The organism is Arthrobacter sp. TWP1-1 (genome assembly GCF_049897845.1).
In the GTDB taxonomy this organism is placed as follows: Bacteria; Actinomycetota; Actinomycetes; order Actinomycetales; family Micrococcaceae; genus Specibacter.
In genome coordinates, this window is record NZ_JAFCXC010000007.1 from 150,465 (window position 1) to 175,498 (window position 25,034).

The following is a 25,034-nucleotide window of genomic DNA, read 5'->3' on the forward strand; positions in this document are numbered from 1 at the left end:
TTCAGTAAGGCTCGACGAATCGTCAAGCAGTTATTGTTTAGGCCGACAGCTCTATGCGACCCTTGGTGCGGCGGGCTGCCAAAATGGCGCGGCCTGCGCGGGTGCGCATACGAAGGCGGAAGCCGTGCTTCTTGGCACGACGGCGGTTGTTCGGCTGAAAAGTCCGCTTGCTCACGGTAGTTACTCCAAGACAATCAAAGATGCGCCTTGCCCGTAGCTAACAGGAAAGAAAGGGGTCGACGCTAAGTATATGGATGCCCGCTTCTCACTTCTCGTTAGAAAGAAGCGCACGCATAAAGCGCAAAGCAGACACATGGGACTTCACAACATTAGGTCACGCAAGGGCTTGCGGTCAAACTGCACATTGCGAATCAACGAACTTAGAGCGTGTTTTTGGGGATCTTCTTGGTCTACAGACACATTCAGAGGTGGGCCAACGTAATCCACAGCTGTGTACAACGCAGTGGACAACACCTGTGGATGGTGCCCAAATCCGTACACTCCTGTGATATTTATCCACAACCCCTTTCGCCCGCTATCTTCTGGCGTTTTCATCCTCTAGGCTTGGCCCGTAGCAAGTTATCCACCTATGTGCATAACTCTGTGGATTACTGCGATTCGACAGTTGTCTGCACATCCAACCCACAGGTCCGCGATGTGTAACCGAAGTCACGTGCAGTAAGCGCGCAAATACAAGCATTCCGGTCAACCAACCGGCAGTAAGGACGGAACTCTCGATGAGCACTGAGGACATCAATGACGTTGGAAGTTCTTGGCGGCGGGTCATCCGAATCCTTGAACAGGATGAGCGAGTCTCTCCCCGGCAGCGTGGCTTTGTAGTACTGACTCAGCCCCAGGGCCTTATCGGCAATACCTTGTTGGTAGCCGTTCCCAACGAACTCACAAGAGAAGTTCTCCAGAATCAGCTCAACACGGCGCTCAAAGACGCCTTGTCGCAGGTATTTTCCGAAGAGATCAGTTGTGCCTTTAGCGTCAATTCAGATCTGGTTCCCCCTGTTAAGGAAGAAGAGCCTGCTCAAGTTCCCGCGACCACTCGGACAGAACGTTCGGAACTCTCAAGCCGGTCAGAACTCACTGAGCCCGCCGAACACGTTTCGAAGCCCGCACCAACGCTCCCCAGTACCTCACAGGAATTCGGCCGGCTAAATCCGAAGTATGTTTTTGACTCCTTTGTGATTGGCTCATCAAACCGATTCGCCCACGCCGCAGCCGTCGCGGTCGCCGAGGCGCCTGCCAAGGCGTACAACCCGTTGTTCATCTACGGTGATTCCGGCTTGGGTAAGACCCACCTTCTCCATGCAATTGGCCACTATGCTCGGCGCCTTTACACGGGTATTCGGGTTCGGTACGTAAATTCTGAGGAATTCACCAACGATTTCATTAACTCGATTCGGGATGATGAAGGTGCCAGCTTCAAGCAGCTGTACCGCAACGTGGATATCCTCTTGATCGATGACATCCAGTTCCTCGCCAACAAAGATGCCACTCAAGAAGAGTTCTTCCACACCTTTAACGCCTTGCATAACCACAACAAACAGGTCGTCATTACCTCTGACCTTCCGCCAAAGCGCCTGCAGGGGTTTGAGGAACGCATGCGTTCACGCTTTGAGTGGGGCCTGTTGACAGATGTCCAGCCTCCGGAGCTGGAAACTCGCATCGCAATTTTGCGTAAGAAGGCCATTGGTGAAGGCCTGTCCGCCCCAGATGACGCCCTGGAATACATTGCCTCGAAAATCTCCACCAACATCCGTGAGCTTGAAGGTGCCTTGATTCGAGTCACTGCCTTTGCAAGCTTGAATCGCCAGCCGGTGGATGTTGGTCTAGCCGAATTGGTTCTCAAGGACCTCATTACCGATGATGGCGCCCAGGAAATCACTTCGACGGCCATCCTCGGACAGACAGCTGCATACTTCAACATCTCCCTCGAAGAACTGTGTAGCAAGTCCAGGACGCGGACTCTTGTGACGGCGCGTCAGATTGCCATGTACCTCTGCCGAGAGCTGACTGACATGTCTTTGCCGAAGATTGGCCAGGAATTTGGCGGTCGGGATCACACCACCGTCATTCACGCGGATCGGAAAATCCGCGAGCTTATGGCCGAACGACGGGCGATCTACAACCAGGTCACTGAACTAACAAACAAGATCAAGCAGCAGCAGCGCGAGGGCTAATCCGCTTGGCGGATTAAAAAAATCTGAGAAATTAACAGCTGTGGACAGTCCTGTGGATAACAGGGGCACAAGTACCCACACCCTGCGGATAACTCTGGGGCAAGCTGTGGATCATTAAAACTCCCAAAAAAGTTCTCCACTGCTCCTCACAACGCCAAGCGGCAGAGCCTCACAGGCTGTGCACAGGCAACATCAGCCAAATTGCGCGGCCAGAGGCAGTTATCCACAGTATCCACAGGACTTATTAACACTACTAACTACAAGAATTATTCGTTTCAAAGAACATTTACCCATCCCCCATTGAGCCTGTCCCCAGATGCCTTGACCAATGACTAAGTGGTCACGTCTAGGGGCTAAGCTGTCACCAAGCATGTAATTCAAACTTGGTCAGGATCCCTTCGTGAGGGCCTACCAAAACGCACATTGAAATTTTTCGCACCATGAAAGGCGGCACCCTTCCGTGAAGTTCCGAGTCGAACGGGATGTTCTGACCGAAGCAGTCAGCTGGGCCGCACGATCCTTGTCACCCCGCCCTCCAGTTCCAGTCCTTTCTGGACTACTTCTCAAAGCCGAAGCCGGAACCTTGAGCCTGGCCAGCTTCGACTACGAGATCTCAGCACGCCTCCAAATTCCTGCTGACATCTCCGAAGAAGGAACCATCCTGGTTTCCGGACGGTTGCTGGCAGATATCTGTCGCAGCCTTCCAGCAGCACCTGTGGAAGTTGAAACCGACGGCAATAAAGTCACATTGACCTGCCGAAGTAGCCGCTTTCATTTGGCAACCATGCCGGTAAGTGACTACCCAGAACTGCCTGCCCTTCCTGAAATCAGCGGAACCGTTGACGGTGAAGCATTTGCACAGGCCGTTTCCCAGGTCATCATTGCCTCAAGCAAGGACGACACCCTTCCCGTTCTCACAGGTGTGAAGATGGAAATCGAAGGGGATCTCATCACGTTGCTGGCAACCGACAGGTACCGCCTTTCGCTACGTGAAATCCGATGGAACCCCACCTCTCCCAACATTTCCGCCGGCGCCCTAGTCAAGGCCAAGACGCTTAGCGAAGTTGCTAAAACGTTGGGCAGTTCCGGAAACATCAACATCGCACTTTCGCAAAACAACGAACTCATCGGCTTCGAAAGCGGTGGCCGCCGGACGACATCTTTGCTCGTTGACGGCGACTACCCAAAGATCCGTTCGCTGTTCCCAGATACAACGCCGATCCATGCAACGGTTGAAACTCATGCCCTAGCAGAAGCTGTTCGTCGAGTTTCTCTGGTTGCCGAACGCAATACTCCAGTTCGCTTGATCTTTACCGACGGCCAACTGACCTTGGACGCAGGAACTGGCGAAGACGCACAGGCCTCGGAAAACCTCGAAGCTTCCCTCTTTGGCGAGGAAATCACAGTCGCGTTCAACCCGCACTACCTCAGCGAAGGTTTGAGCGCTTTTGACAGCAAGTACGTCAGATTCTCATTCACCTCAGCACCCAAGCCGGCAATGCTGAGCGCCCAAGATACCCTTGATGGCGAACGTCGTGATGAGTACCGCTACCTGGTCATGCCCGTAAGGTTGCCCAACCAGTAACTGTCGCTTTGTTGACTGTCGGCAGTTTTCCCAGCATCATTACCAACCCACGGAAAAGAGATACTAACGTGCATATTGGACTCGTCGGACTTGGAAAAATGGGCTTCAACATGCGGGCTCGCTTACGTGCAGGACAAATCGAGGTCACCGGTTTTGACCGCAATCCTGAGGTTAGCGATGCCGCATCACTTGCCGAATTGATCGAAGCTGTTCCGGCTCCCAGGCTTATTTGGGTCATGGTGCCTTCCGGGGACATCACCACATCAGTCATCACTGAGCTCTCAGATTTGCTGGAACCGGGCGACTTGCTCGTAGATGGTGGGAATTCCAGGTTCACCGAAGACCAAAAGCACGGCGCGATGCTGGCAACCAAAAATATCGGATTCATGGATGTTGGCGTTTCCGGTGGTGTCTGGGGACTCGAGAACGGTTATGGCCTCATGGCCGGCGGTTCTGTCGAAAACTTTGAGCGAGTAGTGCCCGTTTTGGACGTATTGCGTCCTGAAGGCGAAAGGGCCGACAGCCTGGTTCACGTTGGGGACATTGGCGCCGGCCATTACGCCAAGATGGTGCACAATGGCATCGAGTATGGTCTGATGCAGGCCTACGCAGAAGGTTACGAACTTCTGGCGAAGAAGGACATTATCCAGGACTTGCCTGGCACGTTCCGCGCCTGGCAAAAGGGGACGGTTGTCCGTTCCTGGCTTTTGGACCTGATGGTCAAGGCATTGGATGAAGATCCCGGACTGGAATCCATTGACGATTACGTCGAAGATTCGGGCGAAGGCCGCTGGACCGTTGAGGAAGCAATCGCCAATGCCGTGCCGGCTCCGGCCATTACAGCAGCACTCTTCGCCCGTTTTTCATCCCGTGAAGATAGCTCACCGGCGATGAAGATGGTTTCGGCACTGCGCCACCAATTTGGTGGGCATGCCACAAAACCAGCAGGTTCCTAGTAGTGGATAAAACTCAGCTCCATGTACCTTGAACACCTTTCCCTCACTGATTTCCGCAGTTATGCCCAAGTTGATTTGACGCTCGCACCGGGGGTCACGGTTCTTGTTGGCTCAAATGGGTTGGGTAAAACCAATCTGGTGGAAGCGATCGGCTACTTGTCGACTCTTTCATCTCATCGAGTTAGCCAGGATGGACCGCTCTTGCGGTTTGGTTCCGAGCGAGCGCTCATTCGTGCCCAGCTGGTTCGGGCCGAGCAAAAAGTCATGGTCGAGCTGGAAATCAATGCCACGCGGGCGAATCGAGCACGAATTAACCGAGCCAATCCGGTTCGTTCGCGTGAAATCCTGGGGTTGTGCCGGACAGTGCTCTTTGCCCCGGAAGATTTGGCCCTGGTTAAGGGCGATCCGGGGAATCGCCGTCGTTTTTTGGATGACCTATTGGTGGTCTTGTCACCTATGCACGCGGGAACCCGCAGCGACTATGACCGCGTCCTGAAACAGCGCAATGCCTTGCTGAAATCCGCGCGATCACAACACTTTTCCCGTGCGGGGGTCTCCGAATCGCATCTCTCAACACTGGACGTTTGGGATCAGCACCTTGCGATTGCAGCGGCGAACCTCTTAGCAGCAAGGTTGGATCTGCTCAACCGACTGCGCCCGCATATGGCAGAGGCCTACTCTCAATTGACCGACGGGTCCAAGGTATTGCGGGCCATTTACCGCAGCAGTCTTGACCTGCCAAATAATGCTGAGCAGCCTGGTGCGTACGACGGCGCATCCCCTAACACTCTTGGCGAACCTCAGGCTGGAGTAGCTGCCACTGAGAATGATGGCGAAGACCTCTCACTTTTGACGGTCGATGAATTGGCCGAAAAGTACAGGATTGAACTTATTCGGTCCCGAACCAAGGAATTGGAACGCGGCATGTCATTGGTGGGGCCGCACCGCGATGAACTGGACTTGCTTCTGGGGCTTGCGCCTGCCCGCGGGTACGCATCCCACGGTGAATCCTGGTCAATAGCTTTGGCGCTTCGCTTAGCTTCGTTCCATGTACTTGATGAAGACAAACACGTCGAGGGAAACCAGCCGATCCTCATCCTCGATGATGTGTTTGCTGAACTGGATACTCATCGCCGCCGAAAACTGGCTGCCATGGTCGCCTCGGCGGAACAAGTTCTCGTGACAGCAGCAGTCGGCGGAGACATACCTGAAGAGCTGTCAGGGTCGACAATCCAGGTGATCCCTGGTGGAGTTGTTCCCGATGAATGAGCGGCCGGTTGGCTCCTCTGATGATGATCCAACAAGTCAAAAACGGCGTAAGCAGGCTGCTGCCGCCGATCACACCATCGAGATTGACGCGGCACAGGCTGCCCTGAACAGAATGCGACGCATTGCCAAGAGCCGCGGGGAGCTACGAATTCCCAGAAGCCGTTTGGGCGAAAAATCAGTCCCCAAGGCGAAGCGTAAGCCGTTCCTTGATGCCAAATATGGTGGCGGTAGGGATCCGCAAGGACTAGGAAACGTTGTCAGCCGGCTTGTTTCCGATCGTGGATGGAGTTCTCCACTGGCAGTTGGTTCGGTCATGGCGCAGTGGGACACACTGGTTGGTCCGGATATTGCAGCGCATTGCCGGCCGGAGAGTTTTGAGGCCACGACGCTTCATGTTCGGTGTGATTCAACCAGCTGGGCAACACAATTACGGTTGTTGGCATCGTCCCTGTTGGCAAAGTTTGATGAGGATTTGGGCCTGGGAGTTGTCACAAAGATTCTTGTTCTGGGTCCGGCAGCACCGAGTTGGCGGAAGGGGTTTCGAAACGTCAAGGGACGGGGCCCTCGGGACACTTATGGATAGCATCAAGGCGCTAGTCGCGAAAGTGGCCAACGCGCTGTAGGGGCATTCAAACCCCATGGGGCGTACATCTCCTTAAAGAAGGATCCACAATTGCGTTCTATGCCGCTTTTTTGGCGTTTCAGGGCACGTTGAGACCCCATCTGAACCAGTTGCAAGGTAGAATCAGAACATAACCGTCTCTCCGCGGCGCTGTGTCAGGTTTCCTTGGTTTCGTCGAGAGCGGTATTTATCTGCCTTCCCAGAGGAATCGAAGCACAGGCAAGTGACAGTCGTGTGCCCGTTCCCATGCAGGCAATCGAGCTGAACAACAAGAGGGGTCGAACGCGCCTGTGACGACGAACAATTCGGATAGTTCCGTAAATCCAGAGCAGGAAGACACGCAGCCAACCGCGGCACCAAGCACCGTAACACCCGCTGCTGCTGCGGACAACGGGCACTATGATGCCAGTGACATCACCGTTTTGGAGGGCTTGGAAGCCGTCCGCAAACGCCCGGGTATGTACATCGGTTCAACGGGTCCGCGCGGTTTGCATCACTTGGTATACGAAGTGGTGGACAACTCTGTAGATGAAGCCCTGGCCGGCTACTGCGATCACATCGACATCACCTTGACCGCCGACGGTGGCGTGCGAGTGATTGATAACGGCCGTGGCATTCCTGTGGATATTCACCCCACAGAAGGCAAACCCACGGTCGAGGTTGTCATGACCATCCTGCACGCCGGCGGAAAGTTTGGCGGCGGCGGCTACGCGGTCTCTGGCGGTCTGCACGGCGTCGGTATTTCAGTGGTTAACGCGCTTTCGCGTCTGGTCAACACTGAAATTCGCCGTCAAGGCTTTGTCTGGCGCATGAGTTTTGCCGATGGCGGCAAGCCCCAGGGCACCTTGGTTAAGGGCGAGACAACCACCGAGACTGGCACCACCCAGACTTTCTACGCAGATCCCGATATTTTCGAGAGCGTCGAGTTTGATTTTGAGACCCTGCGGGCACGATTCCAGCAGATGGCGTTCCTGAATAAGGGCCTGAAGATCTCGCTGACCGATGAGCGTACTGTGTCGGAAGCACCGGATGAAGATCCAGATTTGGACGCCATTCCGGAAGGCAAGGATGTAGTTACCGGTAAGCGTGTTGTTGTTTACCAGTACACGGACGGCCTGCTTGATTATGTCAAGCACCTGAACACCTCAAAGAAGTACGAGCCCGTCCACGAAGACGTCATTGCCTTCGAAACCGAGGACTCCAGCCGCAGCATGGCCGTGGAAATCGCCATGCAGTGGACAACCTCGTTCTCCGAAAGTGTTCACACCTACGCGAACACCATCAACACGCACGAGGGTGGCACACACGAAGAAGGCTTCCGTGCCGCAATGACGTCGTTGATCAACCGTTACGCCCGTGAGAAAAACATCATCAAGGAAAAGGATGACAACCTCACCGGTGATGACATCCGCGAAGGTCTCACGGCCGTTATCTCGGTGAAGCTTTCTGAGCCTCAGTTTGAGGGACAGACCAAGACCAAACTGGGTAACTCAGAGGTCAAGGGCTTTGTCCAGCGTGTTGTCACCGACGGCCTGGGTGACTGGCTCGAACGTAACCCCGGCCCCGCACGCGATGTTATTCGCAAGTCGATCCAGGCTTCCATGGCTCGCTTGGCTGCCCGAAAGGCTAGGGAAAGCACCCGACGCAAGGGACTGCTGGAATCCGGCGGAATGCCTGGGAAGCTCAAGGATTGCCAGTCCAAGGACCCGGCACTGTCAGAAATTTACATCGTTGAGGGTGACTCTGCAGGCGGCTCCGCCGTCCGCGGAAGGAACCCAACAACACAGGCTATCCTGCCGCTGCGAGGAAAAATCCTCAATGTGGAGCGAGCACGCCTCGACCGAGCCCTTGGCAACGCCGAAGTTCAGGCCATGATCACGGCCTTCGGTGCAGGTATTGGTGAGGACTTCGATGTTGAAAAGGCCCGTTACCACAAGATCGTTTTGATGGCGGATGCCGATGTTGATGGTCAGCACATCACCACCTTGCTACTCACCTTGCTGTTCCGCTACATGCGGCCGTTGATCGAGAACGGATACGTGTACTTGGCACAGCCGCCGTTGTACCGAATCAAGTGGTCCAACGCGCCTCACGATTACGTCTTCAGCGACAAGGAACGAGACGCCGCATTGGCCTCGGGAGCCGCAGCTGGACGGCGTATCCCCAAGGACAACGGTATTCAGCGTTACAAGGGCCTCGGCGAGATGGACTACACCGAGCTGTGGGACACAACCATGGACCCTGAACACCGCACCTTGCTTCAGGTCACGATGGACGATGCAGCCGAGGTGGACCAAGTATTCTCCACCCTCATGGGCGAAGACGTTGAATCACGACGCAACTTTATTCAGCAAAACGCCAAGGATGTCAGGTTCCTCGACATCTAGACAGGGCTAGATATAGCCCACTAGTTATAGAGTAATTCAGACATATATTGCGAATGGAATATACAAGATTATGAGCGACGAAACACCTCAGGATCCTTCAGAAGCTACCGTGGACGCCACGGGAAACGACGTTCTTGAAGGAAATGTAATGCATGACAAGGTTGAGCAAATTGATCTCCAGGAGGAGATGAAGCGCTCATACCTTGACTACGCCATGGCCGTCATCGTGGGCCGTGCGCTTCCCGATGTTCGGGATGGCTTGAAGCCTGTGCACCGCCGCGTGCTTTACGCCATGTTCGACGGCGGTTACCGCCCGGAGCGTTCGTTTAACAAGTGTGCGCGCGTTGTTGGCGAGGTCATGGGTCAGTACCACCCCCACGGCGATAGCTCAATTTACGACGCTTTAGTGCGTTTGATCCAGGACTGGACCATGCGTTACCCCTTGGCTCTGGGACAGGGCAACTTTGGTTCACCAGGAAATGACGGTGCAGCTGCGCCTCGTTATACCGAAACCAAAATGGCCCCACTCGCCATGGAAATGGTCCGTGACATCGACGAAGAAACCGTCGATTTCCAGGACAACTATGACGGCAAGAACCAAGAGCCCAAAATTCTGCCTGCAAGGTTTCCGAACCTTTTGGTCAACGGATCATCAGGCATTGCCGTGGGTATGGCCACCAATATTCCGCCACACAATTTGCGTGAAGTTGCCGATGGTGTGCAGTGGTACCTGGCCAACCCCACCGTGGGTCGCGAGGAACTGCTTGAGGCACTGATCGAGCGAATCAAGGGGCCTGATTTCCCCACTGGTGCGCAGATCTTGGGCCGTAAGGGCATTGAAGATGCTTACCGCACTGGGCGTGGATCCATCACCATGCGTGCTGTTGTCAATGTTGAGGAAATTCAGGGTCGCACCTGCCTGGTAGTGACCGAGCTGCCGTTCCAGGCCAATCCTGACAACCTGGCCATCAAGATTGCCGATCTGGTCAAGGACGGCAAGATCACCGGCATCGCCGACCTCCGGGACGAGACCTCTGGACGTACCGGCCAGCGTTTGGTGGTTGTCCTCAAGCGTGACGCGGTGGCAAAGGTTGTGTTGAACAATCTGTTCAAGCACACCCAGCTGCAGGAAAACTTCAGCGCCAACATGTTGGCCATCGTCGACGGCGTGCCCCGCACCCTGCCGTTGGACGCTTTCATCCGGCACTGGGTCACGCACCAGATGGATGTCATTGTTCGACGCACCCGCTTCCGCCTGCGCAAGGCCGAAGAAGAGGCTCACATCTTGCGTGGACTGTTGAAGGCCCTGGATGCCCTCGACGAGGTCATTGCTTTGATCCGACGCTCCTCGACGACAGAAGAAGCCCGCGACGGCTTGATCCAGTTGCTGGATATCGATGAGATCCAGGCCAAAGCAATCTTGGATATGCAGCTTCGCCGGCTTGCGGCTCTGGAACACCAAAAGATCACAGACCGGCACAACGTGCTGGAAACTATGATCACCGAGTTCAACCGAATTCTTGCGGACCCGGAAATCCAGCGCGGCATTGTCAGCGATGAACTGGCAGACATCACCGCTCGTTACGGTGATGACCGCCGCACGGAGATCATGATGGGTTATGACCCCAACATGAGCATGGAAGACCTGATTCCCGAAGAGGAAATGGTTGTCACCATCACCCGTGGCGGCTACGTCAAGCGAACCCGCAGCGACAACTACCGTACGCAACACCGCGGTGGCAAGGGCGTCAAGGGCGCCCAGCTTCGCGGGGACGACGTCGTCGAGCACTTCTTCGTGACCACCACCCACCATTGGCTGCTGTTCTTTACAAACTTGGGTAGGGTCTACCGGGCCAAGGCCTACGAGCTTGCAGAGGCGGGCCGTGACGCCAAGGGTCAGCACGTGGCCAACCTGCTGGCCTTCCAACCGGACGAGAAAATCGCCCAGGTTATGGAACTCAAGGACTACCAGCAATCCCCGTATCTGGTCCTTGCCACCAAGAACGGCCTGGTGAAGAAGACCTCGCTGGAGGACTACGACACCAACCGCTCGGCAGGTGTTATTGCCATCAACCTGCGCGACGGCGACGAACTCGTCTCGGCTCAGTTGGTCTCCGACACAGATGATTTGCTGCTGGTTTCCCGCAAGGGGCAGTCCATCAGGTTCACGGCCACCAATGACGCGCTCCGCCCCATGGGCCGGGCAACCTCTGGCGTTACCGGCATGAAGTTCCGCGATTTCGACGAGTTGCTCTCGGCCGCAGTTGTCACGGACGATTCCTTCGTGTTTATCGTCACAGAGGGTGGCTATGCCAAGCGGACCGCCGTTCAGGAGTACCGTTTGCAGGGACGCGGCGGCTTGGGTATCAAGGTAGCCAAGCTCGTCGAAGACCGCGGTGACCTGATAGGTGCCTTGATCGTCCAGGAGGATGATGAGGTTCTTGTGGTCATGAGCGGAGGCAAGGTTGTACGCTCTGACGTGTCTGAGGTTCCAGCTAAGGGCCGCGACACCATGGGCGTCATCTTCGCCAAACCAGACAAGAACGATCGCATCATCGGCATTGCCCGGAATACCGAGCGGGGCCTTGAAGAAGACGAAGATTCAGCGGAAGCCGAAACTCCTGAGACACCCGAAGTCGGTGCACTCGAAGGAAAACAACAGGTTGATGAAGTACCGTTGAATGGTAATGACGGAATAACTGGAGGTACCGATTGAGCACCAACAACCCAATCCCGCGGCCTGGTTCCGCACCGAGGGTAGGTACTCCGGCCCGCCCCGCGCAGCGTCCAACGCAGCGTCCGGCCACAGCGCAAGCGCCGGCTGGCAAGCCCGTAGTTAGGAAGCCGGCGCCTAAAACGCCGCCTACGCTGGTCAAGCCTGCCCCCAAGGCAAAGGCGCGCCGCGCCCGCCTTCTGGTGAGCAAGGTGGATCCCTGGTCGGTGCTGAAGATGGCGTTCCTGCTCTCTGTGGCACTGGGCATTGTCACAGTTGTTGCGGCCATTGTCCTGTGGACTGTCTTGGACACGATCGGCCTGTTCGATACGGTCAACTCCTTCATCAATGACATTCAAGGCAAGGAGGGCGGCACGCCCTTTGATCTGTTGAGCATCGCCTCCCTAGGTCAGGTTGCGTCCTTCTCAACCATCGTTGCCGTTGTCAATGTTGTGTTGTTGACAACACTTTCGGTCCTTTCGGCTTGGCTGTACAACATCTCTGCCACCCTTGTGGGCGGTATTGGTGTGACACTGACCGACGACTAAAAGTCCCAAAAAACCGTATTCGCAGCAGTATTTGCACCAAAGCAGCAGCAGAACATCCTTGAATTGGCGGGCCCGGGAGCCCCTGGGACCCGCCGATTTTGGACTTTGGGATTCTGTGAGGTAAAGTTTTGTCTCGGCCCGGTGAGGGTCACTGAGGGCGTATAGCTCAGGCGGTTAGAGCGCTTCGCTGATAACGAAGAGGTCCCTGGTTCAAGTCCAGGTACGCCCACGGAACCTACCAGTTCTTGTGGAAGGATGATGTGTAGTGAAGAAGTTATTGATCTTGATCGTGACTTTAGGTGCTGCATTTTTCCTAAATAAGAAATGGCGAGAATCCAAAGTTGTGAAGACAACATGGAGCAAAGCAACAGATTCTGTAATTTGAATCTTTTGATTAGTTTCATATATACTGAATGAGCTTTATGGGGGCATGGCGCAATTGGTAGCGCACCTGCTTTGCAAGCAGGGGGTTCGGGGTTCGAGTCCCCGTGCCTCCACCATAAGGAATAACCCTGGTCTGCGGATCAGGGTTATTTTTTTGTTTCCATCAAAAGTTCCAGCAGCCGCTGGGCGGGCAAATAGTCTACGGGTTGTACAGTGATATTTTTCTTGGCCCTCGTGGGTATTTTGGGTGTCTCAGCCTCCGGTCCGATCATGGCGGCTACCGCAGCACCGGCCCTAACCATTGCGCTCTGGCGCAATGTAAATGTATTTGGGGCGCTAGTTTTGGCGACGCCAACCCTTATCAAGGAACCAGGGCGCTTCAGCTCCTTGAGCCGGCTTGAGCTGAAATACACCGCTATTGCGGCAACAGCCCTTGCGCTCCATTTCGCCTGCTTCGTCACGTCGGTGAAGATGACCAGCGTGGCTGCGGCGACGGCCCTTGTCTGCCTGCAGGCGGCCTGGATCGCATTGTTCCAATGGTTCCGCGGTTCCAAGCCCGCCAAGCCCATGCTGCTTGGCCTAGGCGCGGCCCTGATAGGCGTTGTGGTCATCACGGGCTTCGATATGGGAGTTTCTAGGGAAGCGCTCCTTGGTGACCTCCTGGCCGTTGTTGGAGGTGTCCTAGCTGCTGTCTATACCTTGGCCGGGTCCAAAGCCCGCAAGACCATGTCTACGAGCGTCTACGCGAGCTTGTGCTACGGAATCTGCTCGGTGATCCTGTTGGTCCTGTGTCTGGCCTTTCGGCAGCCCTTCGTCAGCATCCCACCGGAGGCTTGGTGGGGAATCGTAGGAGTCACCGTGGCCGCTCAAATTTTTGGGCACACGATCTTCAACCATCTACTAGCCACCATGTCACCCCTGGTGGTTTCGATGATGATCCTTCTGGAAATTCCGGGCGCTGCCTTACTGGCAGGGATCTTCTTGAAGCAGGATCTTCCGGCCGGCACCTATACCGGGTTGGCCCTCATTCTTGCTGGTCTGGCAATTGTCATTCTTCATCAGGGACGCAGCGGGCTTAAGCGTTCCAGAACAAAATAGGACGTCTTTAAATGCAGGATGGCCGGGATCGAAGCGATCCCGGCCATCCTGCATTTATTTAGTTGTGCTGTTATTGCTACCTCTTGGGTGCCGTCGGTTTTGGCGTCGTGTCATTTGAAGCATCAACCACCGCGTCCTTGGCGTGCTTAGCAGCGTCCTTGGCGTCTGAGGCCACCGCGGTAGCGTCTTCCTCGATGTCATCGACTCCGTCCGCGACCTTCTCACTGACGGACTCGGCGGCCTCTTGAACCTTGGTCTCTGCGGTATCCGCAACGTTGGAGAGGTTCGTGTGCGCGCCGTCGTCCGCAGGTACCGGAGCAGGTACGACTGTGGGAGCAGCTGCGGGAGCAACAGGGGCTGGTGTCTTCCATGGGTCGGCAACCGGCTTGGAAGCCTTCCACGCGGCTACACCTGCGGCCGTCGCGGCAACCAGGATGCCAACCACGATCCAGCCCTTGCCGGACTTCTTGTCCTGTTTTGCGGCCTTCTTGAGTTCTGCCGAAACTTTCTTGGCAGCCTCTGCAGCTGACTTCTCGGCCCGAGCCAGAGCCTTCTTGTTGCCCGCCAGCTTCGCTGCAGCTATCTCCACTTGGTGTGAATTCCTGGTTTTCTCCAAAGCGCCTTCGACGGCGTGCGCGGCGCCGCCGAGCCTGTCCGAAACCAGCGGGATAAAGTCGTGAACCACCCGGTCCCTTGCTGAGCTGAGGGCAGGGCTCGCCTTGTCCAATGCTCCCTGAATGTGCGGCGTGACCTCATCGACAGCGTCGGAGATTCGCGGTGCCAGTTTTTCAAGGCCTTCCTGAAGTTTCGGCGTTACGGCAGCTACGCCGTCGGCCGTGTATTGGGCAGCCCTACGAAGGCCGTCTTGAACCATTGGGGAAGCATGCTCAATGCCCTTTTCAATGCGGGGCACAGCCCAGCCCAGGGCGGCTTCTACTCGGGGTGTGGTCCAGTCCTTGGCATTTTCCACATGGGGAGTTGCCCACTCAGTGGCACTTTGCATGCCTGAATTGAGCGAGTCTTCCAAACCTTGGGTAAAGCGGTCAACCTTCTTCACATTTCCTCCAGATGTCGGCAGTTTCATGTTTCAGCCTACGTCCCCAACCGCACTGTTTCCATCCTTTGTCAGTTCGCCGGGCGCGGAATGGGGTTCTATGACAGGAATTTTCCATCTAGGCATGGCAGAATATCGCCATGACTGCTATCCCAACCGCAAAAGCAACTATCAACACCAGCCTTGGCGACATCGTGGTGAACCTCTTTGGAAACCACGCACCCAAGACCGTGGCCAACTTTGTCGGCCTGGCAACAGGAACCACCGAGTGGACTCACCCGGCAACCGGTGAAAAGACCACCGCCCCGTTGTATAACGGAACCATTTTCCACCGCATCATCAAGGACTTCATGATCCAGGCGGGAGATCCCTTGGGCCGTGGAATCGGTGGCCCCGGCTACCAGTTCGACGATGAGATCAACCCCGACTTGAACTTCAATGACCCCTACAAGTTTGCAATGGCTAACGCTGGCATCCAGGGCGGCCGTGGAACCAACGGTTCACAGTTCTTCATCACCACGGTGAACACGAGCTGGCTCCAGGGCAAGCACACCATCTTCGGCGATGTCACTGACGAAGCTTCCCGTGCAGTTGTTGACGCCATTGAAGGTGTCGCAACAGGCGCCGGCGACAAGCCGCGTGAAGACGTTGTCATCAACTCCGTCACCGTCGAACAGCTCTAATACCTGTTCTTAGTGTTCATGGCTTTGGCCGCCGGATTCTCGTAGATCCGGCGGCTGAAGCCATCCTTGTTTTCTCCTAGCGATCTTTTCCTACTGAGGACCCACTTCATGAGTTCTGCATATCCGGTTCAGGGGCCATCAACTAGCGCCCCGGTTTGCCCTCGTCACCCTGACCGCGTCTCCTACGTGAGTTGCCAGCGGTGTGGCCGGCCAACGTGCCCGGAGTGCCAACGCAGCGCAGCTGTGGGAATTCAGTGTGTGGATTGCATCCAACAAGCAAGTAAATCCGTCCCCGGAAGGCGGACCGTCTTCGGTGGTGTGGCCCGCGCCGGCCGGCCACTGGTCACCATCATCATGATGGCCATCTGTGTTGCCGCGTACGCGTTGGACATGGCCATCCCCAACGGGTTTATCTTTCAGAACTTTGCTTACGCCCCATTCCTCACTGAATCAGAGCCATGGCGCATGCTCACCTCGGCGTTCCTGCATTCATCCAGTTTTATGCACATTGCCTTCAATATGTACGCTCTCTGGATCCTGGGCAACGCGCTGGAACCAGCATTTGGGCGTGCTCGCTTCCTTGCTGTTTATCTCGTCAGTGCCCTCGCCGGGTCTGTCGGCGTCCTGCTACTCTCCACCATGGACTCCATTGATACTCCCGTTGTTGGAGCCTCGGGTGCGGTGTTTGGCCTGTTCGGCGCCCTCTTTGTTGTGCAGAAGAAGCGGGGTGGAGACCTGCGGCAGATCCTGGTTCTACTGGCCATCAACGTTGCCATTGGATTCATCATCCCCAACATTGCCTGGCAGGCCCATCTTGGTGGCCTGATCGCCGGGGCTCTTTGCACGGCGGCGATCGCTTATGCACCGGCTAAGAACCGCAATGTGATTCAGTGGGGCGCAATGGCCGCCGTCGTAGTGATACTGGCTATCTTGGCTATCTATAAGGTTTCAACCTTCCCTAACTTCGTGCTCCTCTAACGTCTTCGTTAGGGCTTCAGGCGCCGGTAGTCAGCGGCGTAGTGAACCAACGGAGATTGATCCTTCTCCCAAGGCGCATCTTCCCCCATGGACACCACGTTGCCAACCACCAATAAGTGCGTTGCGGCCTCATGCACGGCCGTGGTCTCCACTTCAAAATAGGCCAGGGCACCAGCAATTATTGCGTTGCCTGTGGCTGGGCCGCGCCGAAAATCGATCTGGTTGAGCAGTCCCTCGATGGGATTCCCCGGACTGGCCAACCAATTAGCCTGGCCTTTTTGCTGTGCCGTCAGAAGTGACAACGCCCAAGAACCCGACTCCGCCACGGCTTGGGCTATCCGAGACTCTGCATAAAGACTGACCAACAATGTCGGTGGGTCATAGGACACTGACAAATACGAGCTCACCGTGGCTGCATAGTCGCGTTCACGTAGACGAGTGCTCACAATGGCAACGCCGCTCGCTTGCTCCGCACTCAGTCGGCGGTATTCGTCAATTTGGTCCTGAGTGATCTGCTGTGGGAAAACTCTGTGGATATCTAAGGCGCCGACAAGTTCCATGAGTACATATTTGCACGTTTCCACACTTATCCACAGCACTATCCACATGTGGGCATAACTTACAAGCCTGTAGTTCTAGTAGTTCTAGATTCGTCGTACGCATACTTATCCCCATGGTTATACACACTGGGTATAACTTACACACATGTAATTCCACAGCTGTGGATTACTTTCTAGCGCTAGTTTTGCCGAGTTCGGGGCTATGACGAGACAAAGTTATCCACTTCTGTGGATAACTTTGTGAACAACTAGGGATAACCACAGCTTCGAAGACGGGTTGTGGATAGTTCGAACAAGTTGTCAACCGCAGTGGATAAGACTGTGGCTTGTGGGAAAAAGTTATCCACACTGTGGACAACTTGGGGATAGTGATTAATCTTGCCTCTTCAACGGGTACTTGTAAGATCCGGTTCTTCGGGTCACCAGCCGCCGCATTGTCCCCGGACACCGTGCCCTCGTACGGCGCCTCGGCCAAAACCACGGTAGGCCGTGAGTGTTCCCCGAGTCTGCAGGAAATTGGGACAAGAGATTTCAATCAGTGTGGTAAATAAAGATCAGATTCTGGACGATTTCGGGACGATAGTTTCCGGATTGTGATCTATTCGCGGGCAGAAGTGGTGCAGTGTCCCTACACTGAAGATAGCTTTAATGAATCCATGCACGTGCGCCGTCCACAACAGGGTGGGGCCGTTGATATTGATGGCCCGACAGTTTGGGTTTTCATGACGTGAAATGAGGATGTGTGGCTCGTCGTGCCGATGTTGGGGACATCGTTAACCAGCTGACATCCAGCGCAACTCGAGGCGTGCTCATTGTGGGCTCCCGGGGTGCAGGAAAAACGTGGATGCTTGGTCAGGTTATGGCTGAGTTGGGATCTGACACCGTAACCATCAGGCTCTCTGCGAGTAAGGCTCTAGCCGCCATCCCCTTTGGTGCCGTTAATGCCAGGGTTGGCTCAAAGGTGGTCCGTAGCAGTGACTATTACGAGGTTCTCAACGGCCTCCTGGATCAGATAACTACGGCAGTCCAGAACTCTCACCGTGTTGTACTGATGGTGGACAATGCCGAGCATTTGGACAGTCAAAGCGCCGCCATCATACTTCAGGTAGTTATGTCCTCGGAGGCAAAACTGATCTTGGTGGACCAACCGGGCAGCCAGCACAGTTATCTTCGCGAACTCTGGCGCGATGGACATCTGACGCGTTTTGAGCTGGCCCCTTTACAGCCCGGAGACGTGCAAATCTTCCTTGAAGGTCTCCTCGGCGGAAAAGTGGCAGGAGCTACAGCTGACTATCTGACCAGCCGCTCTTCGGGGAACCCCCTCGTGCTTCATGGCTTGGTCGCCGGAGCTCAGGAGGAGGGGTCCCTGCGGAAAGTTAACAATGTGTGGATCCTGGACCATCCAAAAGACCGGTTGGGTGCTGAATCGTCAGAGTTCCTGCAGATGGATCTCGATCGCCTTCCCCCTGAGACACGGCGCGTTCTTGAGATTCTGGCGCTGGCGGGTCCGTTGCCGTTGGATGTTTTGCTTCAACTGACCGGGCCCGAAACTATTGATGACATTCAGCAACGGGAACTCGTGGAAATAGTTCCAGGTGCACTGCTAACCATGCGCCTAGCCCGCCAAGTCACGGCGTCGGCCATTAGGGGAATGATCCCCGTTGGCCGCAGCCGGGGGTATTTTGGTGACGTTTCCAAACTCATGCCGGTGGATGATAATTCAACCCCTGAGGTGCTGATCAATTTCACGCGGTGGTCCCTCGATTGTGGGCTGCCCGTCGATGAAGATCGCATTCTGAAAGCCACAGTCTGGGCCAATCAGCTCATGCGCCCTACGGAGGCCTTGCAATTTAGCAGTACGCGAGTTGGCGAAGGAAATGCGGCGGCACTCCTGGCCGAACGGGCCATCGCACACCTGAATCAGAAATTTCCGGATGAAGCACGAATGCTTGCACTGCAGGCCCTTGAACTGGCTACGTCACCACAGGTGGCGGCTAATGCCCTGCGCGCCGTCAACCTGAGCCACATCTCCGAACAGGACTACGCGGTCTGGTTCAGCGACGCGTACGCCAGTTATGAAGGACGCTTTGGAAAAGTGGTCCTAAATCCTGCTTCCACACGTGCCGAAGTTGACGTGCTTATTCTCCGAGTCATCAAGGAAGTCTCCTTGGGCGATATCGGTCATGCCGTTGAGCGAATCGAAGCACTATTGCGGCACCCAGTGACTGACAATGTCTGTGACAGGGTGCTGCTGAAATCTCTTCACTGTGAGGTTCTTAGCTCTGTTGGTCAAATGAGCTCAGCTGTGTCTTTGGCCATCGAGGTCATTGGTGAGCTGGAGAGCCCAGATGGGTTTCCCCGCCCGGACATTGCCATTCTGGCTTATACCCGCGCAGTCGCAGCGTTTGTTTACGACGGCGCATGGGAACACGTGCGTGTAGCTCTCGACCCGGTGACTTTCATCAATCCAGACATGATGCTCTATGCAGGTGGCATGCGCGATCTGGCCTTGGCCATGATGCAATGCCGTCGCGGACATATCGAAGAGGCTCTGGTCTCCCTAGAAACGGCAGTGGGATCTCTCAACGATTACGATCCCTGGTCCGTACTGTCCACGGGGCTGGGATTGATGGCCTACTGCCGGGTGATGCGAGGGGACTTGAATGGCTCCCAAGAGTGCCTGGCGCAATTGGCGACTCTTGGTCGTCGCAGCGGAAAATTCTATGCCTTGGAGAGTGCAGCCTACGCCGCTGCTTCACAGTTCATGACCGGCCAGACTGATCTGGGTATGTCCCGGCTGCGGAGCTTGCAGCGTGACTGCCAGACCCATGGATATCTTGGAATCGAACTGACAGTCCTTTCTCTCATGGTGCGGGTTGGGGATACAGCTGCGATTGTCCGACTGGTTGAGGTGGCGAAAAAGCTGGAATCTGGCAGTAAAGAATTTTTTGTCAATTGGTCGATGGCCATGCGGTCCCAGGATCCCGCAAGCCTTGACCGGGCCAGCGCCACAGCAATGGAATTCGGCTTTGAACTGATTGCCGTAGAACTGGCAACTCAGGCACTAAAGAAATTCCATGACAGCGGAAAAGTTCACAAGAGCCGTAAGACTGCCAGCAAGGTAGTAGCCATGCGTGAACAGATGCCCGGGTTGGTATCCCCGGTCTTCCAAACCATGGACCAGCCAAAGATGACCCGGCGGGAACACCAAATAGCCCTGCTGGTTGCCCAAGGCGAGTCAAATAATGCCATTGCGGCAAGGCTCAATGTCTCACTGCGAACGATTGAAGGCCACCTCTACAGGACCTTTATCAAGTTGGACATTCAGTCACGTGAGCAGCTCTCCGGACTCTTGAACTACGAAGCCGAAAAAGAAGACGTCAGGGTTAGGCACTCATAAGCGGTGGACTGCCGGATAGTTGGAGCTAGAGGAAGGAAGCAGTCAGTCCCCAAGCTGCCTACCCTGTCGAATGGCACGACGACCCCTGTCCGCAATACCGTTGGGTGGCTAAACTGAAAACACGGGGGCTTCGTCGGCCAAAGTGGCAGGCGGGTATTGGTGATATGGAGAGCAGGGCGGCACAATGTCCAGCAAGGATGAATCCAGCCCAGAAGATGCTAGGCAGAATGATGCTGCCCGGGGTCGTTATGTGCAGGGAAAGTACGGGATCGCCGGAACACAAGACGGACGTAAGCCCAGCGATCCGGTGGGCCGCTACATCGAAGGTGACTATGGTTTGGCTGGCACGGAGGATCCCCTCACGGAAGCCGAGAGCGGCACTTTTGTTGAAGCCGACTACGGCACGGCCGGTGAAGTGCCGGCCCGTGCCGCAGGGAGTACTGAAGGGCGCTACGTTGAGAGCACTTCGGTAAAGCAGAAAAATTCAGGCAAAAAAGGAAAGTGAACCTTGAAGCTTAGCTGCGCCAGCGGGTCGTCATCATGAACCCGGCCAGCGCTATTCCAAAGCCAATGCCGATGTTCCAGTTGCTGATATTGGGAATCGGGAACTTTCCGTCCGAGATGTAATAAGTGATGATCCAGGCCAGACCTACCAGCATGAGGGTGACCATGACCGGAAGGAACCAAACGGCGTTGGGCTGCTGTGTTTTGGCGGAAGGCGTTTGAACCGGGGCCTTGGCGGGGCGGCGACGCGGTTTTGACTCGGGCACAGGAGCTCCTTGACATTGGGACCGACAAGACGATCCACTCGGTGGGTTGACGGGCGGTTCATTACCTGTGATGTTGTTGCGGGAATTGTTCCAGGTCGGTGAACTGCCGGTATCGTTGTCGTAATTCTAGCTGTATTTAGTGCAGCCTCAGATTGCATGACTTTACCGCCCAACTTCAGTCAGGAGACCCGCGTGGCTCACTCGCCAGACCTTGTTGATAAAGCTGTGGGCGTTGATGAACTGATCTCCGGCAATGCAAGAGTTCGAGACAGCCGAAAGCGATCCGATCGGCGAAAGCGCGCACAGCGCTCCAAACAAGGATTCTTCCGCACCCTGGTCCAGGTCATAGGTGAGCTCCTTATTACCTGTGGCGTCATCTTGTTGCTTTTTGTTGTGTGGGAACTATGGTGGACCAACATCGAATCCAATTCCGCGCAGCAGGCTGCCGTTTCACAATTCGCCCACGATTTCCAAGGCCCTGTTACTCCCCCGGCCGCGGTTGCGCCCACAGACTACGGCCAGCCCATTGTCATGGCCGAACCCTCTGATCTCAGTGCCGTGTTTGGTGTTGTATACATCCCGCGCTTCGGTGCCACCTACAGCCGGCCCTTGGTGGAGGGCGTGGGGCAGGCTCAGCTAGATACATTGGGACTGGGCCGTTATGACAGCTCCACCATGCCCGGAGGTGTTGGAAACTTTGCGGTTGCGGGCCACCGGCAGACTCACGGCGCCGTCCTGGACGCCATTCATACCCTAGTCCCGGGTGACAAGATTTACGTCCAGACCAAGGACGGTTATTACACCTACGTGTTCCGCAACAACCAGATCGTGTTGCCAAGCCGTGGCGATGTCTTGCTGCCCGTTCCCACGCAAGCAGGTGCAACGCCTACCGAGCGGTTCATGACCATGACCAGTTGCAACCCCCGCTTTGGTGCCGAGGAACGCATCGTTGCATACTCGATCATGGAATCTTGGCAGCCCGCCAGTGCAGGCCCTCCTGCCGCCATTGCAGCCCAAGTCGCAGCGAACCAGAAAGGCTGAGCATGTACGGCTGGATCTTTAGACATCTCCCCGGGCCATTATGGTTCCGCATCATGACCGCCGTCCTCTTCTTGGCGGCCGCAGTACTGGCGTTGATGCAATTTGTTTTCCCATGGTTGAGCCAGTTCAACCCTCTTACCGATTCAACGATTGGCGGTGGAGTCTGACATGTCAGTGCGGATTCTAGTCATTGATAACTACGACAGCTTTGTCTACACGCTAGTTGGCTACCTGCAGCAACTAGGGGCCGAGACGACAGTTGTACGCAACGACGACGTCACCCTGGAAGAGGCCATCGAGCTTGCCAGCGCGCGCGACGGCGTACTGGTCTCCCCCGGCCCCGGCACCCCTGCCGAGGCCGGCGTATGCATCGAATTGATCAAGTGGTGTGGCGAGAATGCAAAGCCCATGTTGGGTGTTTGCCTTGGCCACCAGGCCCTCGCCGAGGCCTTTGGCGGTGTGGTTACCCATGCGGAGCAGCTCATGCATGGAAAGACCAGCGAGGTTCACCACCGCGGCACCAGTGTGTTTGCCGGCCTGCCCAGTCCGGTCACCGCCACCCGTTACCACTCACTTTCAGCTGTCCCGGGCAGTATCCCTGAGGTGCTGGAAGTGACAGCAGAAACGGCCGACGGCGTGATCATGGGTTTGGCGCACAAGAGCGCACCCCTGTGCGGGGTCCAGTTCCATCCGGAATCCGTTCTCACCGAGGGCGGCTACACGATGCTGGGCAACTGGCTTGAATCCATGGGAATGGCTGGAGCTGTGGCCAAGGCAGCAACACTGAGCCCGCTGATCAACAGCTGACAGGCACTGGAGCGTGCCAGAAATTAACCCTGGCCCTTGGTCTTTTTTGCAGACGGGGTTGCTGTGGCCGTGGGGGTTTCCACTGGCGCGGTGGTGGCCGAGGGCTCGGGCGTTGCAGGAGCCTTGGCCAAGGTCACTATGACGGTTGTATGCTGCGCAACGAGCGTGCTGGCCACGACCGACTGGGCGGTGACCATGCCGGGCGTGACAACAGCATTCTCGGCTTCCTCAAAAGTCACTTCCAAATACGGTGAAACCTCTTTCAGGGCGGCCGTGACGATTTCCTTTACACTGGCCGAATCCTTGGTTAGGTCAAACAATGATGGCATCAGGACCTGACCGGTGGAAATCTTCAGAGTGACCGCGGTGCCCGCAGGGACGGTCGCACCGGGGGCCGGATCGGACGTCACAACAAGATTGGCTCCGATTAGAGGGTCGTTGACCATGTCATTGAGGTTAATCGTCAGACCCAGTGCTGTGAGGCTGGAGCGGACCTCTGCCTCCGTTCGCCCGGCTATTTCCTTGGGCATCTGTACTTCCGAGGGGCCCTTGGAAACGAACACTTCGACGTCGGCGCCCGGGTTTAGCTGTGCGCCTTCCTGGGGGAATGTTCGGATGACTTCGCCCTCTGGCTCGCTGGAAAATTCCTCGGTGCTGGTCGGCACCATGTCAAGATCGCGTAATTGAAGTATGGCTGTTTCGAGAGTGAGTCCGGCAAGTGGAGGTACGGTAACTTGTTGCACGGCTGGCGGCTTCGCGTTGATCAGGTTGTATCCCAGCACGCCACCACCGCCCAAAATAAGCGCCAGCAGGACGAACAGGGACACCATCCACGCCCTACGACGTCGTTTCTGGGCTGGCGCAACCTCCCCAAGGTTCTCCGGTTCGCCTATGTCGGTGGTCAAGGCTCCCCCGGCCATGACTTTCGCCATCGCACGAGTGGAGGGTCCGCCGTCGTCCGTGACGGGCAAGGCATGAGTGGGAGCGCTGGGGGCTTCAGGCGCAGCTGCTAGCGGAACTGGCGCGGGCACAGGCTCGGGCACGGGTGCGACACTACTGGTGAGAATGACGCCAGTGCCGGCCGCCTGGAGCGCGCGACGGAAGGAGGCGGCATTCTGGAATCGGCGCGTCCGGTCCTTTTCTAGGGCGTGCGCCAATAGCGCGTCAAGGGCTGAGGAAAGTTTGGCGTTAAAGGTGCTGGGTGCGGGAGGAAGCTCACGCACGTGCTGGTAGGCCACGGAGACCGGTGAATCGCCAGTGAATGGTGGGCGCCCGGCGAGCATTTCAAACAGAAGGCAGGCGGCCGAATAAAGGTCGCTGCGCGCGTCCACGCTCTCCCCGAGGGCCTGCTCGGGAGAGAGGTATTGGGCCGTGCCCATGACAGTCTGAGTCTGGGTCATCGTTGCAGCCGCATCGGAAATGGTTCTGGCGATACCAAAATCCATGACCTTCACCTGGCCGAGAATGCCGTGCTCATCCTGCGTGACCATGACGTTGGCCGGTTTGATATCGCGGTGCACTATGCCTGCGCGATGGCTGTAGTCAAGGGCTGACAAGACACCCATGGTGTACTCGATGGCCTGATCCGTGGAGATGTCCTTGCCGCGGATAAGTTCCCGCAGCGTCTTCCCGTGGACGTATTCCATGACGATGTAGGGCAGATGCGCACTGTCACGCAGCTGATCGTCCATGACATGTTCGCCCGTGTCGTAAACCGCGACGATGGAGGGATGGTTCAGGCCTGCCACGGCCTGGGCCTCACGGCGAAAGCGGGCCTGTAACTGTGAATCCCTTGCAACGTCGGCACGGAGCAGCTTAATGGCTACTGCGCGACTCAGGCGGAGGTCCCGAGCCTTGTAGACGTCAGCCATGCCGCCGCGGCCAAGCAGCTCACCGATCTCATACCTGTCATTAAGGACGCGCGGAATGTTCATAGCTATTTGCTTGTCCTTTCAGTGAGTTGGTGAGGGGGAGATGCTTGGGGAGA

21 protein-coding genes and 2 tRNA genes are annotated in these 25,034 nt (G+C 56.1%); 18 read left to right on the top strand and 5 right to left on the bottom strand.

The window, feature by feature from the left end; all coding sequences use genetic code 11:
• Positions 1-37 precede the first annotated feature (37 nt).
• Positions 38-175, bottom strand: coding sequence for a 50S ribosomal protein L34 (rpmH, locus tag ACP7B9_RS13380; protein ID WP_283456901.1), 138 nt, complete (start codon positions 173-175; stop codon positions 38-40).
• Between the two features lie 562 nt (positions 176-737).
• Between rpmH and dnaA the strand changes: the two genes are divergently transcribed.
• The 12 genes from dnaA to ACP7B9_RS13440 all read left to right on the top strand — a co-directional run bounded on the left by dnaA (position 738) and on the right by ACP7B9_RS13440 (position 13,754).
• Positions 738-2,192 (top strand): chromosomal replication initiator protein DnaA, encoded by a 1,455-nt coding sequence (gene dnaA, locus ACP7B9_RS13385; RefSeq protein ID WP_425864127.1) that lies wholly within the window; start codon positions 738-740, stop codon positions 2,190-2,192.
• Between the two features lie 460 nt (positions 2,193-2,652).
• Positions 2,653-3,777 (top strand): DNA polymerase III subunit beta, encoded by a 1,125-nt coding sequence (gene dnaN / locus ACP7B9_RS13390; protein WP_425864128.1) that lies wholly within the window; start codon positions 2,653-2,655, stop codon positions 3,775-3,777.
• Positions 3,778-3,845: 68 nt separating this feature from the next.
• Positions 3,846-4,733, top strand: a complete 888-nt coding sequence (gene gnd, locus ACP7B9_RS13395; protein WP_425864130.1) for a phosphogluconate dehydrogenase (NAD(+)-dependent, decarboxylating) — start codon at positions 3,846-3,848, stop codon at positions 4,731-4,733.
• Positions 4,734-4,754: 21 nt separating this feature from the next.
• Positions 4,755-6,002 carry a DNA replication/repair protein RecF gene (recF, locus tag ACP7B9_RS13400; RefSeq protein WP_425864132.1) on the top strand — a complete coding sequence of 416 codons (1,248 nt, stop codon included), beginning with the start codon at positions 4,755-4,757 and terminating at the stop codon, positions 6,000-6,002.
• Positions 5,995-6,585, top strand: a complete 591-nt coding sequence (locus ACP7B9_RS13405) for a DUF721 domain-containing protein (protein WP_425864134.1) — start codon at positions 5,995-5,997, stop codon at positions 6,583-6,585. Before recF ends, ACP7B9_RS13405 begins: the two co-directional genes overlap by 8 nt.
• A 329-nt stretch (positions 6,586-6,914) precedes the next feature.
• Positions 6,915-9,011 (top strand): DNA topoisomerase (ATP-hydrolyzing) subunit B, encoded by a 2,097-nt coding sequence (gyrB, locus tag ACP7B9_RS13410; RefSeq protein ID WP_425864135.1) that lies wholly within the window; start codon positions 6,915-6,917, stop codon positions 9,009-9,011.
• 70 nt (positions 9,012-9,081) lie between these two features.
• The gene (gene gyrA / locus ACP7B9_RS13415; RefSeq protein WP_425864136.1) at positions 9,082-11,727 is read left to right on the top strand and encodes a DNA gyrase subunit A; all 2,646 of its coding nucleotides are present in this window, start codon (positions 9,082-9,084) and stop codon (positions 11,725-11,727) included.
• A complete protein-coding gene (locus ACP7B9_RS13420) occupies positions 11,724-12,272 on the top strand; it encodes a DUF3566 domain-containing protein (protein ID WP_425864137.1) in 549 nt (182 codons plus the stop codon). The genes gyrA and ACP7B9_RS13420 overlap by 4 nt, the downstream gene beginning before the upstream one ends.
• A 155-nt stretch (positions 12,273-12,427) precedes the next feature.
• Positions 12,428-12,501 (top strand) — tRNA-Ile (locus ACP7B9_RS13425).
• 36 nt (positions 12,502-12,537) lie between these two features.
• The gene (locus ACP7B9_RS13430) at positions 12,538-12,657 is read left to right on the top strand and encodes a DLW-39 family protein (protein WP_425864139.1); all 120 of its coding nucleotides are present in this window, start codon (positions 12,538-12,540) and stop codon (positions 12,655-12,657) included.
• A gap of 39 nt (positions 12,658-12,696) precedes the next feature.
• Positions 12,697-12,772, top strand: a tRNA-Ala gene (locus ACP7B9_RS13435).
• A gap of 97 nt (positions 12,773-12,869) precedes the next feature.
• Positions 12,870-13,754 carry a DMT family transporter gene (locus ACP7B9_RS13440; RefSeq protein WP_425864141.1) on the top strand — a complete coding sequence of 295 codons (885 nt, stop codon included), beginning with the start codon at positions 12,870-12,872 and terminating at the stop codon, positions 13,752-13,754.
• 76 nt (positions 13,755-13,830) lie between these two features.
• Here ACP7B9_RS13440 and ACP7B9_RS13445 read toward each other — a convergent pair whose 3' ends face one another.
• Entirely contained in the window at positions 13,831-14,838 is a 1,008-nt protein-coding gene (locus ACP7B9_RS13445; RefSeq protein ID WP_425864144.1) for a hypothetical protein, read from the bottom strand.
• 110 nt (positions 14,839-14,948) lie between these two features.
• On the opposite strand from ACP7B9_RS13445, the gene ACP7B9_RS13450 reads away from it, so the two are divergent.
• Positions 14,949-15,491: a peptidylprolyl isomerase gene (locus tag ACP7B9_RS13450; RefSeq protein ID WP_425864146.1), complete on the top strand. Its 543-nt coding sequence runs from the start codon at positions 14,949-14,951 to the stop codon at positions 15,489-15,491.
• Positions 15,492-15,749: 258 nt separating this feature from the next.
• Positions 15,750-16,469, top strand: a complete 720-nt coding sequence (locus tag ACP7B9_RS13455) for a rhomboid family intramembrane serine protease (RefSeq protein WP_425864147.1) — start codon at positions 15,750-15,752, stop codon at positions 16,467-16,469.
• Between the two features lie 8 nt (positions 16,470-16,477).
• Here ACP7B9_RS13455 and ACP7B9_RS13460 read toward each other — a convergent pair whose 3' ends face one another.
• Complete coding sequence (locus tag ACP7B9_RS13460; RefSeq protein WP_425864148.1) at positions 16,478-17,029, bottom strand: flavin reductase family protein; 552 nt, start codon at positions 17,027-17,029, stop codon at positions 16,478-16,480.
• Between the two features lie 742 nt (positions 17,030-17,771).
• Between ACP7B9_RS13460 and ACP7B9_RS13465 the strand changes: the two genes are divergently transcribed.
• On the top strand, positions 17,772-20,429 hold the full coding sequence (locus ACP7B9_RS13465) for a LuxR C-terminal-related transcriptional regulator (RefSeq protein WP_425864150.1): 2,658 nt from the start codon (positions 17,772-17,774) through the stop codon (positions 20,427-20,429).
• 184 nt (positions 20,430-20,613) lie between these two features.
• Positions 20,614-20,934 (top strand): hypothetical protein, encoded by a 321-nt coding sequence (locus tag ACP7B9_RS13470; RefSeq protein ID WP_425864151.1) that lies wholly within the window; start codon positions 20,614-20,616, stop codon positions 20,932-20,934.
• A 10-nt stretch (positions 20,935-20,944) separates the two neighbouring features.
• Here ACP7B9_RS13470 and ACP7B9_RS13475 read toward each other — a convergent pair whose 3' ends face one another.
• Positions 20,945-21,199, bottom strand: coding sequence for a cell division protein CrgA (locus ACP7B9_RS13475; RefSeq protein WP_425864152.1), 255 nt, complete (start codon positions 21,197-21,199; stop codon positions 20,945-20,947).
• Between the two features lie 333 nt (positions 21,200-21,532).
• Between ACP7B9_RS13475 and ACP7B9_RS13480 the strand changes: the two genes are divergently transcribed.
• Both ACP7B9_RS13480 and ACP7B9_RS13485 read left to right on the top strand, forming a co-directional pair.
• The gene (locus ACP7B9_RS13480) at positions 21,533-22,240 is read left to right on the top strand and encodes a class E sortase (RefSeq protein ID WP_425864174.1); all 708 of its coding nucleotides are present in this window, start codon (positions 21,533-21,535) and stop codon (positions 22,238-22,240) included.
• Positions 22,241-22,408: 168 nt separating this feature from the next.
• Positions 22,409-23,047, top strand: a complete 639-nt coding sequence (locus ACP7B9_RS13485) for an anthranilate synthase component II (protein ID WP_425864154.1) — start codon at positions 22,409-22,411, stop codon at positions 23,045-23,047.
• A gap of 23 nt (positions 23,048-23,070) precedes the next feature.
• Here ACP7B9_RS13485 and pknB read toward each other — a convergent pair whose 3' ends face one another.
• Positions 23,071-24,981, bottom strand: a complete 1,911-nt coding sequence (gene pknB / locus ACP7B9_RS13490) for a Stk1 family PASTA domain-containing Ser/Thr kinase (RefSeq protein WP_425864156.1) — start codon at positions 24,979-24,981, stop codon at positions 23,071-23,073.
• Positions 24,982-25,034: the final 53 nt, after the last annotated feature.